The sequence below is a fragment of the Mycolicibacterium chitae genome (assembly GCF_900637205.1).
GTDB lineage: Bacteria > Actinomycetota > Actinomycetes > Mycobacteriales > Mycobacteriaceae > Mycobacterium > Mycobacterium chitae.
Map to the genome: position 1 here is coordinate 3344197 of NZ_LR134355.1, position 14553 is coordinate 3358749.

Consider the following 14553-nt stretch of genomic DNA (forward strand, 5'->3'; position numbering starts at 1 on the left):
TTCAGATGATCGACGACGAGTCGAATGCTTCGAGTTCGGTGTCATAGGCATCGCCGAGTTTCTTGACCGCGGCCAGCGTGAGCAAGGCCTCGCGCTCATCGATCTTCGCCATCGCGAATCCGACGTGGACCAACACCCAATCGTCGGGTTCGGGCATGTCCTTCTCGAGCAGGCGCACACTGATGGTGCGCTTCACACCGCTCACGTCGACCTTCGCCATGAAGTTCGCGGGATCGGTGATCTCGACGATTCGGCCTGGAATTCCGAGACACATGAGCGTCGCCTCCCTTCCTCTTTACACACCGGCGGGCTGCGCCGGGGTGTGCTCGCAGGGCTGTCTCAACAAATTCGGGGTAATGGATCTCCTACCAGCATGTCGACGATCCGGGTACCCCCAAACGGGGTACGCAGTACCACGGTTGCCGCGGGCTGTTCGGTCACCTCGCCGACCTCGGCGGCCTCTGCGCCCAGCGGATGCGCATGCAGGGCAGCCAGCGCGGCCCCGGCCTCGTCAGGCGCCACCACCGCGAGAAACTTGCCCTCGTTGGCCACGTACAGCGGGTCGATGCCCAACATTTCGCATGCCCCGGCCACCATCGGTTGCACCACCAGGGGCTCCTCATCGAGCACGATGCCGACGTTGGCCGACCGGGCCAATTCGTTACACACCGTGCCGACGCCACCACGGGTCGGGTCGCGCAGCCACCTGGTCGCTGGCGCCGCCGCGAGTAGCACCTCGACCAACTCGCTGACCGCGGCGGTATCGGAGTGGATGTCGGCCTCGAGTTCGAGGTCACCGCGCGCGAGCATCACCGCCATACCGTGATCGCCGATCGATCCCGACAGCAGCACCTTGTCGCCGGGGCGAACCGACGCCGCAGAGAGCTCGCGGCCGACCGGAATGGCGCCAACCCCGGCCGTGGTGATGAACAGTCCGTCCGCGGCGCCCTTGGGCACCACTTTGGTGTCACCCGTGACGATCGCGACGCCGGCCCCGGCGGCCGCGTCCGCCATATCCGCCACGATCTCCTTGAGTTCATCGATCGGGAAGCCCTCTTCGAGCACGAAGGCGGCGCTGATCCAGGATGGGATGGCGCCTGTCATCGCGAGGTCATTGACCGTGCCATGGATCGCAAGGTGTCCGATGGAACCACCCGGAAACCGTAAGGGCTGCACCACAAATGAATCGGTGGACAGCGCCAACCGCTCACCACTCGGCAGTGCGACGACGGCACCGTCACCCAGCGATTCCAGCTGTGGGTTGCGAAACGCCTCCACGAACACCGCGTCCACCAGGGCGGCCGACGCCTTGCCACCCGCGCCGTGCGCCAACGTGACAATATCGTCGCGTAGCCGGGGCCTGCGCCGCCGGAACGCCTCGATACGTTCGATGACCTCACCTTCGGCAAAGCCGGGTCCAGCGTCCAAATAGTCGCCCACGGATCTGTTCATGCGACCACCGCCCCCTTCTCGTGTACCGACGACCACAGTTGATAGCCGAGCAGCGCCTGGGCCTCCTGGATACGGTGCACACTTTGCGATCTAACGATGAAGCAGGTGTCCACATCCGGGCTGGTGGCAAAAGCGCCGCCGTCGTATCCGGCGAACCCGATGGTGTACATGCCCCGACGTTTGGCTTCCCGCAACGCCACCGTCAGATCCGCCGAGCTGCCACTGGTCGACAAGGCGACGGCGATATCGCCCGCCTTGGCCCGGGCGATCAGCTGACGGGCGAACACCAACTCGAATCCGACGTCGTTGCCCAGCGCCGTCAGAATCGCCTGATCGGCGGTCAGGCACCAGGCCGGCAGTGGATCCCCGACCGGCGGCCTGGCGAACAGCGCAGCCAGCGTCGCGGAATCCGTTGAGCTACCGCCGTTGCCGAAGGTGAACAGCCGTCCCCCGGCCGCGAAGCGCCGCGCCAACTCCGCGCCCGCCGATTCCACGAGCTCGCCGCTCGCCGCCAGCGTGGATCGCCGCAAGGCGGTACTTTCGGCGGCCTTGGCCTGTGCCGATTGGGCAAGATCTACCAGCAGGGCCTGCGGGTCGTGTTCCTCGGAATCGATGAACGGATAGAGGAAGTTGGTGGCTTCCTCGGGCGTCTTGGCACCGGAATCCTGTGCGGTCATGACGAACTCACCTCTTCCTCGACCCGGCTGATTGCCATACCGGCATGCACCAGCAGCAGATCCCCCGCGTCGACGGGCCCCACCAACGAGGTCTCGATCGACTCCGAGCCCTCGGCTGTGCGGACCCGGGCCGAATGCTCACTGGACGCGGCAACCACTTCGGCGAGCCGCCCCTCGTCGCTGCACACCACACAGGTTTCCCCGGCACAGTCGTCGATATTGAGCAGACCCGGGTGCTCGAAGCAGACGTGGGTCAGCTCCCACAGCACGTGATACAGCAGTACGAAGCCGCCGGTCGCGGGTATCCGCGGGTCCGGATCGTCGAGCCACAGCACGTGATCGGCGGCGCCGGCAGCCGGGCGCACCCCGTTGCCAATCCAGATCCCGGTGGCACCCCAGGCCGAGGCGCGGCGCATGATCGACCGCACGTCGGCGTCGGCGGAGTCGGCCACCGCGATCACGATGTCACCCGGACGCACCGAAACCCGGACCACGTCAATCAAATCTGGACCGGTCAGTGCGACGGCGGGCAGCGCCCGCTTACCGACGATCACCGGATGCACGAACTCGACGGCGATGTGCTGCGCATGCGGCTGCCAGGCCGGCGATACACACCACATGGTGCCACCCGCGGAGAACCTTCTGGCCAGAGTCAACGCGGCAGCGGCAAGATCTGCCGCCAGATCGGCATCCACGGCATTCTCGACCACCGTGTCCATCACGACACCTCCTCACCGAAGACGCCGTATTCGGTCATCGTCGCGATGGTGACTCTCGCGGTGTCCTCATCGATCTTGGTCAGTGCAAAGCCGGCATGCAGGATGGTGTAGTCACCAACCTGCAGATCGGGAAGGTAGGCCAGACACGCCAGCTTCTCCTCCCCGGGAAAAGCCACCCGTGCCATCCGTGCCCCGGTGGCCTCGTCCCAGATTTCGGTGATCCGGCCGGGAATTCCCAAACACATTCGATCAGCCCTCCTCGATCATGGCCCGCTGCTCATCCCGAGCGGTGAGCACCGAGACCGCCGCCTGCCCCAGCGCCAGCCCACCGTCGTTGGGCGGGACGGTCCGGTGTACCAGTACTTCGAACCCCGACCCTTCCAACAGACTCCGGCAAGCGCGCAGCAGCAACACATTCTGGAACACTCCGCCAGTAAGTCCGACCAACTGTCCTGAAACACTGACCTGGGCAACAATATCCGTGACAGCGACAGCGACGGCTCGGTGGAACGCGGCTGCCAGTTCGGCCGTACCGGCCCCGGCGCGCAACTGCGCCACGATATCCCGGATCAGCGGGGCCGGATCAAGAATACCGTTGGCGGTCACCGGCAGTGCCAACGCCGGCACGGCGCCTGAAGCCGAAGCCGGTGCCGCAGTTTCCGCCAGATACTCGAGTTCGATCGCGGCCTGCCCCTCGTACTCGATCGTGTGCCGCACGCCGAGCAATGATGCGACGGCGTCGAACAGCCGCCCCATGCTGGTGCAGGACACGCATCCCACTCCGCTGCCGAACTGCGAGTTCAGCAGACGTAGTTCGGAGCTGGACAGCGCGCGCACCGACGCCAGGTCCGGAGTCCACTCGATCCCGGCCGACCACAGGTGCGACAACGCCATCCGGCACGGGTTGCGCACCGCCGCGTCCCCGCCGGGCATCGGTACCGCGGCCAGATGACCGACCCGAGTGAAACGCCGGCTGTCGGTGCCCAGCGCCAGAATCTCGCCACCCCATACCGCGCCATCGGTGCCAAACCCGGTGCCGTCGAAGGCAACTCCAACGATCGGCTCGCCCAGCCGCCCATGCTCGGCCAACAACGACACGACATGGGCGTGGTGATGCTGCACCAGATCCAGGGGCCGCGCCCCGGCATTACGTTCGGCCCAGCCGCGAGTCAGGTAGCTCGGGTGCAGGTCGGCGGCCAGCCGAGTCGGCGACCGACGCATGGTGGACATCTGACCGACCGACTGCTCGAACGCGCGCAGCGTCTCCAATGTGCCCATATCGCCGATATGCGCCGAACAATAGGCGCGCCGGCCGTCGGTCAGGCAGAAGGTGTTCTTCAGTTCCCCGCCCACGGCGAGCACGGCCGGCCCGTCGCGGCCGAGATCTACCGGCAGCGGGGCAAAGCCCCGGGACCGGCGGATCGGCAGTTCGCGCCCATCGACCACCCGAACCACCGAGTCGTCGCACGGCACATGGATCGGCCGGTCGTGGTCGAGCACCGCGTCGGACAGCTCCGGAAGTCGTTGTGCCGCATCTTGGGCGGAGTAGCAAATCGGCTCGTCGGAGCGGTTCGCGCTGGTCAGGACGATCGACTCGAGAACCCGGTGCGCTGTCCCCGGGGCGGGTGCCAGCAGCAGATGGTGCACCGGCGTGTAGGGCAGCAGCACGCCGATCCACGGGTTACCCGGCGCCACCGCATCCGCTATGGGCGCATCCCGGCGGCGGCGCAACAGCACGATCGGTCGCTGCCGACTGGACAGAATTGCGGCCTCATGGTCGTCGATCTCCGCGTATCGTCGCGCAACGTCGAGATCTCGCACCAGGATGGCGAAAGGTTTGCCTCCACGGGCCTTCCGGCGGCGCAACGCAGTCACCGCTGCGTCGTCTCCGGCGGCGCAGCTCACGTGGTAGCCGCCGATCCCTTTGATTGCGACAATTCTACTCTCGGCGAGCGCCCGCTGCGCCGCCGTTACGGCCGCATCCGAGCCGTCCGTACGGTTGGGGCCGTCCTGGAACCACAGCGTCGGACCACAGTCCGGACAGGCGACCGGTTGCGCATGGAACCGCCGGTCGGTGACATCGTGGTACTCGGCGTCGCATCGTGCGCACATGCGGAACCCGGCCATCGTGGTGGCCGGGCGATCGTACGGTAGCTCCCGGATGATGGTGAACCGCGGACCGCAGTCCGTACAGGTGATGAACGGATGCCGGTACCGACGATCGGCCGGCTCGAACAGCTCCCGGACACAGGCGTCACACGTCGCGATATCCGGTGGAATCGCGGTCAGGGCGCCGGCCGCGGACTGGCTGGCGACGATGTAGAAGCAGCCGGACCCGTCACCGTCCTGCGCCGACAACTCGGCCGCGGACAGTTCGCTGATCGTGGCCAGCGGCGGGGCGTCGGCAACGAGGCGCTGCGCGAACTCGTCGACCGCGGCCACCGGACCCTGCACCTCGATGAATACCGCGGCCGAATCGTTGCCGACAAATCCGGTCAGGCCCAGCCCGGTGGCCACCCGATGCACGAACGGGCGAAACCCGACACCCTGCACCACACCGACGACGGTGAAACGGCGCCGGCAGATCCGGGCAGACGGCCCCGACACGATGGAGGTCCTCACGTCCGCCGCCAGACGGTGACGCGATTGTTTCCGGAGTCCGCGATGGCCAACCGGTCCCCCCGCAGCGACATGCCGTACGGCCAGCACAGCGTGTCACGCTGCACCGAGGTCCAGCGATTCTCGCCATTGGAGGCGAAGTCCGGCTGCGCCAGCACATGATCGGCAGCTCGCCCATCGCGGGGCACACCGTCCCACAACAGTATTCGGTTGTTCGCCGTATCGGCGACGGCGAAGCATTCGTCGCCGGCGCCGCTGTCCAGACAAACCGCGTACGGGAAACGGAACCGGTCACCAGTGTGCGGGCCGTAGGGCCATTCCGCGGCCGAGGCGAAATCGGGTTGCCCGATGAGGAGGTCCGCGGGTTTGTCGGATTCGGGGTGCGGGGTCCAGCCCAGCACCCGGTGATTGCCCGCATCGGCGATCAACAGCAGGTCATCTCGCCCGGCAATGGCGTGTGGCCAGCGGAAGCTGGCCGGCCCGGCCACGCCGCCGCGGTTCTCCTGGCGATCCGCGGCACTGGGTTGACCGAGAATGACATCGGCGGGTTGCCCCGGTTCGGGAACGCCGCGGCGCCACCCCAGCACCCGACGGTTACCGGTGTCGGCGACCCAGAACGACCCGCCGACGATCGCGATGCCAAACGGCCAGTACATCGACGACGCCGAGCACTCACCATCGGCGTTGGGCTGCACCGCGGATGAATCCGGCTGTCCCAGAATGTGATCCGGTGCGACGTCACTACGGTGTGGAACCTCATCCCATACCAGGATCCGGTGGTGCCACGCATCGGCGACGATCAATCGTCCGTCGTGCACCAATACGCCGGTCGGCAGGTGCATCCCCCGTTCGGGACCGCGCCCTCCCGCCGCCGGGCCCTCGGTCGATCCATCCGGTTGTCCCAGCACAACATCCGCCGGCTGCTCATCGGTGACCGGGATGCCCTGCCATACCAGGACGCGATGGTTGCCCGAGTCCGCGACCACCAGGTGGTCGGCCCCGAGGAACACACCGCGCGGCGAATACATCCAGGCCATGCTCGGGCTGGCCGGCGGCAGCGCAAGCCCGCCGGGTGCGGGCGCTCCCAGCCACACCTCGGCGGACCAGCCGCCGGCCAGTGTGCGGTCTACTACCTCCGCCGGTCGCGTCCGCAATCCGGTGATGTTGTGTCGGACGACCAGCCGACTCATTCCCGCACCCGGATCCAGACGGTTCCGTTGTCGATCCGCAGCGGCAACGGCTCGAGTTGCGCCTCGGGGGCACTCAGGCACTCCCCCGACGATGCGTCGTAGCAGAATCCATGCCACGGGCAGGTCAACGTTCCGTTGTTGACGTCCACGAGTGCGTTGTCCAACGGCAACCCTTCGTGCGCGCATTCGTTGCGGTAGGCCGAAAGTCGCCGTTCCAGGCTGACGATGACGACCTCGGCCTGTTCACCGGACTCGGCCACCAGGCTGCGGCCTATCAGGCCGCCGTCGGGCACATCGGTCACCGGACCCGCATCGGCCCAACCCTCGAGCGACGGGTTCGGCCCGATCCGTAGTGATTCGAGCGGAATCAGCGTGGGCGAGGGCTCATTGGGCAACACCTCGACCCCGGATACCGCCGGGACGCCCTCGACGAGCGCCTGCTCGACCAGGTTGCGCAGGGTTACCGACGACATCGAGCAGCCGTTGCAGGCACCCTCCAGTCGGACGAACGCGGTACCGTTTTCGATGCGCACCAACGTGACGTCACCGCCATGGCTTTGTAATTGTGGCCGCACCGCGACCAACACCCGATTCGCGTGCGTGACGGGGTCGGGGCGGACGATCTCGTGCAGCGATAGCAGCAGGTGCACCACCGGGTCATCGACCAGGTCGAAGAGCACGGCCCGCGCGGCATCGTCGGCGCGCATCCGTCGGACCATGGTCACCAGGCCCGCGCGGTGTACGGCCTCGAGGGCTGCCTTGAGTTCCTCGGCGACGGCACGCGCCGCGGGGTCGAGGTCGGCCAGCGCCGTGATCGCGTCGTCGACGCGTTTGGCCAGCTCCTCCAGAGTGGGTTCGAGGATCGTGGTCATCGTTCGGCCCCTCCGTCGGCCTCGGCCGCGGTCCGCAACAACGCGACCTGGCGGGCCACCTCGTCGAGCACTCCGCGCACCGTCCGCACCGATTCGTGGTCCTGCTGCTCTTCGAACAGAAACCGCGCCTCGTAGAGCTTGGCCTTGGCCTGATCGAACGCACCGAGGTGCGCCAGCGCGTTGCCCTGATTGGTGAGCACCCGTGCGCGGCCCAGCGGGTCGCTGTCCCGATCACGCGCGGCCAGCACCGCCTCGTACAGTTCCACGGCCTCCACCAGGTTGTCGGCCTGATGTTTCGACGGCGTGTACACCAGCGAGTTCGCCAGATTGAGCTGAACGCTGGCCCACTGCTCCGGATAGTCCTGGGGCGTATAGACCTTGAGCGCCGAACGCAACGAGTTCGCGGCGACGCCGAGACGCAATTGATCCGAGGCCTCCACCATCGGCATGGTCAGATAGGCGGTGGCCAGGTTGGCATGTGCGGACGCCCATACCAGCGGGGCCTCGTCGCGCAACACCAACTGCAGAGCCGAGTGGTAGTGCGGTATCGCCTGGGCCAGCAGGCCCGGATTCTGCACTGCCCGGTGATGAAACAGTCCGGCCAAACTCAGATGTATTTCGGCGCGGCCGATGCGCAGGCCATCCGCCCCGTCCAGCAACCGCAACGCCCGCTCCAGGCGAGCCTGTGCGGCCGAGTCGGCGGTGTCGGCGGTGTCGGCGCCGATCGCACCCGCGGATCCGATCAGCACACCCGCCAGGCGTGGCGAGTCCGCGGTCACGGACTGTGCCGCGCGTTCCAGCACATTGGCCGCGCCGTCCGAATCACCCTGCGCCAACAGATGACTGGCCTGCGCGGCCAGCACAACCGCGGTCAGCTCACCGTCGGTCCCCTCGTCCCGAGGCGGGTCATCGATGCGACCCAGCGTGAACAGCACCACATCCACCAGCACACCGAAGCGCCCAAGGTCACCGCGAAGCTGGTCGGTGTCAACGCCTTCGGGATCCAGTACGAATCGGTTGTAGCGGGTGACGGGATCGTCGTCGACCAGCAGCGCAACGGCCTGATCGACCTCACCGCGGTGCGCCAGTTCGTGCGCCCGCAACGAATCCGGCCAGGTCGCGGGCTCGTGGCCATCGAGCAATGCGGTGCGCGCCTCGTCGGCTCCCGGGCCGTTCGGAATGAGCAGGTAGCCCAGCGGCAGCGGGAACGTACCGATGGGCTGCGGTCGGGGCAGCGTGGTGACCAACTCGGTGACATCGGGGGCAGTAGTCATCAGCTCGAACCATTCAGTGGGCCACGGATATTACGTTCGGCGGTACGCCGAATGAGGTCGGCGGAGATCTCGGCGAGTCGTCGACTGGGATGGACACTGATCCGGTGCCGGACCACCCCGTCGGCGAACACCACCACGATGTCGACGGCCCACCGACGATGTTCCTCGACAATCACGGCGTCGACGCTGAGGGCATCGTCGGTCGAACGCTTCGACCGGGCCTCGGCGCGGGGGCGTTCCGGGGAATCTTCATCCGGCGATTGCCCTACCATCAGGATCACCTTCGCGACTCCGGCGGCACCCCGAGCGCAATACACAGTGCTTTCTGCTGGTCATCCCAGGATGCCGATCGCGGTCCCGCCACCGAACGGCCCTGCAGAACCTCGCGGACCAGAACCGACCGGTCACCCTTCGGGTTGCGCTGTTTGAGCAGCAGGCCACCGCTGCGTGGTCCTCGCAGCGGGATCAACCAGAGATCGTCGCCGCGCAGCACCGCGGCAACCGCGTCGGACGGGAAGCGACTGGCGGCCAACGCCGAGTCCAGACGCAGATCGCCGTCGGCGCTGAACTCGACGCTGACGTCATCGGCACCCGGAGGTCGCAGCGGCGCAAAGTAATCGGCCTCGATGCGTTCGATCACGGCATCCATTCCGGCCTGTACGGGTTCGGAGAGATCGGCACCGAAGTCGACGCACTGGGCCTCGATCAGGAAGACCGTGATGTCGGTCGGACAATCGTCGCCCAGCGCCCAGCGCGCGAATGCGATGGCGTGGTCCCATCGGAACGAGTGCGTGTGCAACCCCTGTAGTGGTGGCAGCTCGGCCAGTTCGGCACCGGGCACCTGGAAAACGGTGCCCGGTGCAGCGCCGGTGGCCGCCGCATCGACGATGACGACCTGGCCGGCACCGCGCATCTGGAACGCCACGTCCATGCCGGCGGTACCGCCGTCTACGAGACGCGCGCCTTCGGGAGCACCCCGCTCCCATAAGTGACGCACCAGAACGGGACCCACCCCGTCGTCACCTCGCAGCAGGTTCCCGCATCCGACGACGAGCACCGCGCACCCGGGGGCTTCGATGTCGACATGGCTCTGGCTTGACGGTGAATTCAAGGGCAGATCACACCATTCCGTTGATAACGAACTTGGACAGCTCCTTACCGGTCTTCCCATCGTAGGCGTGTACGGTGCACACCAGGCAGGAATCGAAACTTCTTGCCACATGGCCGAGTTCGACAGGGTCTTCGGGATCGACGATGGGCGATCCGACCAGCGCTCGCTCGATTGGCCCGAGGACCTGATCACCGTCACGCGGACCGATGTTCCACGCCGTGGGCGTGATCACCTGGTAGTTCTTGATCTTGCTGTCCTCGATGACAATCCAGTCGCAGAGAGCACCGCGTGCGGCCTCGGTGGCGCCGAACCCCATACCCTCGGCATGCTCGACCGGCTTGGTGTAGAAGCTCTCCCGCAGATCCAGCTGATCGAGCCACTCGCGGGTCCACTTGTAGTACTTGGGGGCCTCGTGCATACGTGCCAACTGACGCACCATCACGCTGGGGCCGATCTTGTTGTACATATCGACGAACAGCGGATCGTAGTCCTGATGCGCCGCGGCGTTGGGTGCGCCCGCGGCCATCCGCCGCGCCAGCGGCCCGGCCTCCAGCGGGATGTTCCCGTGCTCGCCCACCGCATAGCGGGGTGACTTCGCCCAGCTGTACTTGCCGTCCTTGCGGCCCTGTTCCGGATCGATCGGGATGGTCTCCCCCTCGAACGGATGCAGTGGCCGGTCACCGGCATAGAACGAGTGCGTGACGTCCTCGGTGACCTTGGCCTGATCGAATTCGTGCCAGTCACCGTTGACGTACACGCCGGAGCGGCCGATCAACGCATCGTTGCGGCCCTCGATGGTCGGGTTCTCGTAGCGGGATGGTTCGAAGTACGTGCCGGTGGCGATGTAGTTGCCAACGCCGGCGCCGTACTTGTCCAGACCCACGTCCAGGCAGTAGCGGATGAAGAACCCGCAGTCACTGTTGTACTGCGCCTCGTTCTCGTCGACCCAGGCCAGCACGTCTTCCCAGGTCTTGTTCTCCAGCCACCGGTCGATGGTGCAGCCCAGCCATTGCCCCTCGAGCCAGTTGTTGTTCCAGTGTTCGAGGATCGCGATGGACCGGGTGACATCCGACAGGGTCGGGGCACACATCACACCCCCGGGCACCATGAAGCTCGAATGCGGCCACTGGCCACCGTAGATCGCGTACACCTCGACGGGTTTGGCCGACAGCACCACGCCCTTCTGGTAGCTGGTGCCGACATAGGGGGCGAACCTGCGGACGGCCTCGGCGTACAGGCTGGACTTCGCATAGTTCTTGTTGGTGAGGTCGATCGCGAACAGCGCGTAGAAGTACCGCGGAATCGACTGCAACGTCTCACAGGCCTGGCAGATGTTGCGGACCAGCGTGGCGTTGGGCGGCATATGCGTCCGCCACGCGGTGTCCAGCGCGTAGGCGGATTTGTACAGGTGGCTGCCACCGCAGATGCCGCAGATGCGCGGACACACGATCAGGCCGGCCTGGGGATCCTTACCCTGCAGGATGATCTCGAAGCCACGGAACATCGCGGCTTCGGTCCACGCGGAGGTAACCACCCCGGAATCGACGGTGACGCGCACGTCGAGATCGCCCTCCACACGTCCCAGCGGGCTGACCCAAAGATCGAGTTCGGTCATTTGTTCACAGGTCCTTTCGATTGACCACGTTGGCTATGTCGGGTGTGGGCGACGTCGGGAGTGCGCGGCGCGCCGCTACACCACGAACATGTCTTCCTTGGACCACTGCGGCGCAGCGATCCGCGCGGCCGCCGCATGCGCCATGTAGGTGAGGTGGTCGGAACCTTCGGGCACTTCCTTGGGGATCATCCCGCTGACCTTCTGCGTCTTGAACACCGTGCCGGGCGCCAGGTCGAAGTGCGGGAACTCCGGTTCGGTACAGCCCAGGCACGGCATGCCCGCCCTGGTCTTGGAGGACTGCCGATTCCACAGAATGCGGTTGCACGGTGAATGGGTCATCGGCCCGCGGCAGCCGAATTCGTAGAAGAGGCAACCGGTTCGGGTGCCCTCGCCGAACGACAAGGTGGACTGCTTGTACTCGAAGAACTGCACGCGCGTGCATCCGGTCTGTGTGAATGTCTTGAAAAATGTTTCCGGACGGTGCAATTCATCCAGCGCGATGTCACTGGCGCGGCCGGTGGCCAACGCCACGATGATCTGGGTGATCCAGTCCGGGTGCGCGGGACAGCCCGGAATGTTGATGACCGGCAGCCCCATCTTCGAGCGGAAGTCAGGGCCCAGGAAGCCGCCCTTGTTCCGCTTGTGGAACTGCAGTCCGGTGGACGCCGAAGGGTTGGGTTCCATCGCCGGGATACCGCCGAAGCAGGCGCAGTCACCGAGGGCCACCACCACCTGTGCCGCCCCGGCAAGGTCGGTGACCCAATCCTTCATGGCTCGATCGGCGAACATATCCATCCGCCCGGTCCCATCGGGTGCCTCGATGACGGTGCCCTCGAATACGAAGATGTCGAGTGGACGCTCACCGCGGGCGCAGTCCCAGAACACTTTCTGGGCATTCTGGCCGAGTTCCAACCCCAACGAAGGATGCCACAGCAACTCGAGTCCAAAGTCGACGATCAAATCGACGACATTGGGTTCCTCGGCGTTGAGAAAGGACATGGTGTTACCACTGCACGCGCCACCTTGGAACCACAAAACGGATGCCATGATTCTCCTCTCGGAATGCGACCGGGAATCGGCCACATTTTCTGTTGGGCTGAACAGAAACTGTGTCGGCTATTTGGTTACGGTTATCAGTCTGATTGATTCAGTCATGTGGGAGCTGTCGGCCGAATGCGCGGGCCACCTGAACGAGAAATCCCAAACCCCGGGAAATGTCCTTGTCCTTGGACACCCGCCAGAGCCCGAACAGCCCTTTGGGTCCACCCGGGTCGGCCTCAGCCGCGGCCTTCCCCTCGACCAGGGCGGTACCCATCCCGGCGAGCACCTCGGCAGCCTGCGGATCCATCAGCGGGGACTGCAGAATCTTGTTCATCGCCGGCATCGCGGCCACCAGGGCCGCGGCCAGTGAACTCACACTGTCCGCCAAACCCTGCCGGTCCACCGATTTCAGCTCGTCGAACCCGCTGAACCGGGCACTGAGGCTCCCGACAGGGCCGCGCAGTTCATCGACCGCCGACGACAACGACGCGCTGATCTCATCACCGCGGTGGACGAATCCGTCGAGTCCGTCGACCAGGACAGCCAACAGATCGGCATGATCGAGCAGCCTGTTCAACGATTCCGCAACTCTCGGATCCGCCAACCGCTCGCGGAGTTGCTGCTCCGGCGACACCGCAACAATCTGACCGTTTGCCACCACGTGGCCTCCTAAGTCGTGTACGGGCGGGCTGGCCCGTGGGCTGGACGACACTTGGATGAGGGATGTGGTTCCGATCACAATTTAACGAGCCGACGGGCGCTTGCCTATCATTTTCACGCAATACCTGTCAAAATTACGCAAAGTTGAACGCGTTGACGCGCGCCCATCCCCTCCGAGGCTTGCATGATCGACACCGACACTTTAAAGAAATCCTCATCATCGCGGCAGTTGAGCCGCACATTCTGGGTGAGGCGGCGGCCTTGTCCCGGCTGACCCGAATCGGGTTCATCGACGATCGGCGCACCAGCAACCCGGTGCGCCGGAAGGTGCGCTCCCGCGGCGTGCCGCCGGCCCTTGCCGACAAGGAGATCTTCTATACCGAGAGCACCGCCGAGGCCACCCGACTGGTCGGCAAAGCCCTCGCTCCGTTGTCGCTGAACGTGGCCTACGACGCCGCGGCAGAGTTTGCTGCGGTGCTGCACGGCGTGCGCCTGCGCAATGTCAGCATGCTGTACCTCGACCTGCACACGCCGGCCCGCATCGACGTTCCCGCCCTTGGCGAATACTTCGCCGTGCACATGCCGATGAACGGTCGCGCACTGGTGGAATACCGGGACACCGCCTTCGAAGCCAACACCCTACGGGCGCTGGTGACCAGCCCTGGAGCGCCGCTACGGATGGGACTCGACTACGACTCCCCACAATTGCTGATCCGCATCGAACAGCAGCCGATGATCGCCCACCTGACCCGGCTGCTGGGCCGCAGCTTGACCAAGCCGCTCGAGTTCGAGCCCGAATTCGATCTGGCCACCGAGGCTGCCATGCGCTGGCACACCGCGGTCCAATTGATCCACTCCGAGGTGTTCCATCCGGGTTCGCTGATCCAGCGTGGTCAGGGCATCGGAGCGATCGAGGAGCTGGTGATGAGCACGCTGCTGCAGCTGCAGCCATCGACGTATCACCGCGAACTGCTGAAACCCGCGCAGCCGGATCAATCCCGTACCGTCGTGCGAGACGCGATGAACTACATCGACGACCACCTGGCCGAGCGCGTCACGATGGACGCCGTCGCCAAGAGCGTGCACATGAGTGTGCGGTCGATCCAGCAGGGTTTTCGAGACGAGCTGGGCATGTCACCGATGGCCTATCTGCGCAGCCGGCGCCTCGACCGGGTGCACGAGGAACTCACCGACGCGGTGCCGTCGGACGGGGTCACCGTCACCGCGGTCGCCGAACGCTGGGGCTTTCACCACCTCGGCAGTTTCGCCGTCGAGTACCGGAAGCGCTGGGGCGAGACACCGTCGGAGACGCTGCGGCGGTGA

At 65.8% G+C, this 14553-nt stretch carries 15 protein-coding genes; 1 reads left to right on the top strand and 14 read right to left on the bottom strand.

From position 1 onward, the window contains the following. Position 1: 1 nt before the first annotated feature. From EL338_RS15890 to EL338_RS15955, 14 genes are all read right to left on the bottom strand, one after another. Positions 2-274 (bottom strand): HypC/HybG/HupF family hydrogenase formation chaperone, encoded by a 273-nt coding sequence (locus EL338_RS15890; RefSeq protein WP_126334626.1) that lies wholly within the window; start codon positions 272-274, stop codon positions 2-4. A 65-nt stretch (positions 275-339) separates the two neighbouring features. Continuing rightward, on the bottom strand, positions 340-1452 hold the full coding sequence (gene hypE / locus EL338_RS15895; RefSeq protein ID WP_126334627.1) for a hydrogenase expression/formation protein HypE: 1113 nt from the start codon (positions 1450-1452) through the stop codon (positions 340-342). Then, entirely contained in the window at positions 1449-2129 is a 681-nt protein-coding gene (locus EL338_RS15900) for a D-sedoheptulose-7-phosphate isomerase (protein WP_126334628.1), read from the bottom strand. Before EL338_RS15900 ends, hypE begins: the two co-directional genes overlap by 4 nt. Next, positions 2126-2848 (bottom strand): HypC/HybG/HupF family hydrogenase formation chaperone, encoded by a 723-nt coding sequence (locus tag EL338_RS15905; protein ID WP_126336905.1) that lies wholly within the window; start codon positions 2846-2848, stop codon positions 2126-2128. The genes EL338_RS15900 and EL338_RS15905 overlap by 4 nt, the downstream gene beginning before the upstream one ends. Next, positions 2848-3093, bottom strand: a complete 246-nt coding sequence (locus EL338_RS15910) for a HypC/HybG/HupF family hydrogenase formation chaperone (RefSeq protein WP_126334629.1) — start codon at positions 3091-3093, stop codon at positions 2848-2850. Before EL338_RS15910 ends, EL338_RS15905 begins: the two co-directional genes overlap by 1 nt. 4 nt (positions 3094-3097) lie before the next feature. Further along, the gene (hypF, locus tag EL338_RS15915) at positions 3098-5455 is read right to left on the bottom strand and encodes a carbamoyltransferase HypF (protein ID WP_235666164.1); all 2358 of its coding nucleotides are present in this window, start codon (positions 5453-5455) and stop codon (positions 3098-3100) included. A gap of 11 nt (positions 5456-5466) precedes the next feature. Beyond that, positions 5467-6657 (bottom strand): NHL repeat-containing protein, encoded by a 1191-nt coding sequence (locus EL338_RS15920; RefSeq protein ID WP_126334631.1) that lies wholly within the window; start codon positions 6655-6657, stop codon positions 5467-5469. Then, a complete protein-coding gene (locus EL338_RS15925; protein WP_126334632.1) occupies positions 6654-7529 on the bottom strand; it encodes a NifU family protein in 876 nt (291 codons plus the stop codon). Before EL338_RS15925 ends, EL338_RS15920 begins: the two co-directional genes overlap by 4 nt. Beyond that, the gene (locus EL338_RS15930) at positions 7526-8803 is read right to left on the bottom strand and encodes a tetratricopeptide repeat protein (protein WP_126334633.1); all 1278 of its coding nucleotides are present in this window, start codon (positions 8801-8803) and stop codon (positions 7526-7528) included. Before EL338_RS15930 ends, EL338_RS15925 begins: the two co-directional genes overlap by 4 nt. After that, on the bottom strand, positions 8803-9075 hold the full coding sequence (locus EL338_RS15935) for a hypothetical protein (protein ID WP_126334634.1): 273 nt from the start codon (positions 9073-9075) through the stop codon (positions 8803-8805). Before EL338_RS15935 ends, EL338_RS15930 begins: the two co-directional genes overlap by 1 nt. 5 nt (positions 9076-9080) lie before the next feature. Beyond that, the gene (locus EL338_RS15940; RefSeq protein ID WP_235666534.1) at positions 9081-9815 is read right to left on the bottom strand and encodes a hydrogenase maturation protease; all 735 of its coding nucleotides are present in this window, start codon (positions 9813-9815) and stop codon (positions 9081-9083) included. Between the two features lie 106 nt (positions 9816-9921). Further along, positions 9922-11529 (bottom strand): nickel-dependent hydrogenase large subunit, encoded by a 1608-nt coding sequence (locus tag EL338_RS15945; RefSeq protein WP_126334635.1) that lies wholly within the window; start codon positions 11527-11529, stop codon positions 9922-9924. Positions 11530-11604: 75 nt separating this feature from the next. Further along, positions 11605-12576, bottom strand: coding sequence for an NADH-quinone oxidoreductase subunit B family protein (locus EL338_RS15950; RefSeq protein WP_126336907.1), 972 nt, complete (start codon positions 12574-12576; stop codon positions 11605-11607). A 100-nt stretch (positions 12577-12676) separates the two neighbouring features. Continuing rightward, positions 12677-13231 carry a DUF1641 domain-containing protein gene (locus EL338_RS15955; RefSeq protein WP_126334636.1) on the bottom strand — a complete coding sequence of 185 codons (555 nt, stop codon included), beginning with the start codon at positions 13229-13231 and terminating at the stop codon, positions 12677-12679. A 143-nt stretch (positions 13232-13374) separates the two neighbouring features. Between EL338_RS15955 and EL338_RS15960 the strand changes: the two genes are divergently transcribed. Then, entirely contained in the window at positions 13375-14553 is a 1179-nt protein-coding gene (locus tag EL338_RS15960) for an AraC family transcriptional regulator (RefSeq protein WP_235666166.1), read from the top strand.

What these genes read in the sequence shown, in the direction of transcription:
- EL338_RS15920 (WP_126334631.1), bottom strand. Translation starts at nt 6,657, where the DNA reads ATGAGTCGGCTGGTCGTCCGACACAACATCACCGGATTGCGGACGCGA.
- EL338_RS15900 (WP_126334628.1), bottom strand. Translation starts at nt 2,129, where the DNA reads ATGACCGCACAGGATTCCGGTGCCAAGACGCCCGAGGAAGCCACCAAC.
- EL338_RS15910 (WP_126334629.1), bottom strand. Translation starts at nt 3,093, where the DNA reads ATGTGTTTGGGAATTCCCGGCCGGATCACCGAAATCTGGGACGAGGCC.
- EL338_RS15925 (WP_126334632.1), bottom strand. Translation starts at nt 7,529, where the DNA reads ATGACCACGATCCTCGAACCCACTCTGGAGGAGCTGGCCAAACGCGTC.
- EL338_RS15945 (WP_126334635.1), bottom strand. Translation starts at nt 11,529, where the DNA reads ATGACCGAACTCGATCTTTGGGTCAGCCCGCTGGGACGTGTGGAGGGC.
- EL338_RS15890 (WP_126334626.1), bottom strand. Translation starts at nt 274, where the DNA reads ATGTGTCTCGGAATTCCAGGCCGAATCGTCGAGATCACCGATCCCGCG.
- hypE (WP_126334627.1), bottom strand. Translation starts at nt 1,452, where the DNA reads ATGAACAGATCCGTGGGCGACTATTTGGACGCTGGACCCGGCTTTGCC.
- EL338_RS15935 (WP_126334634.1), bottom strand. Translation starts at nt 9,075, where the DNA reads ATGGTAGGGCAATCGCCGGATGAAGATTCCCCGGAACGCCCCCGCGCC.
- EL338_RS15950 (WP_126336907.1), bottom strand. Translation starts at nt 12,576, where the DNA reads ATGGCATCCGTTTTGTGGTTCCAAGGTGGCGCGTGCAGTGGTAACACC.
- EL338_RS15930 (WP_126334633.1), bottom strand. Translation starts at nt 8,803, where the DNA reads ATGACTACTGCCCCCGATGTCACCGAGTTGGTCACCACGCTGCCCCGA.
- EL338_RS15905 (WP_126336905.1), bottom strand. Translation starts at nt 2,848, where the DNA reads ATGGACACGGTGGTCGAGAATGCCGTGGATGCCGATCTGGCGGCAGAT.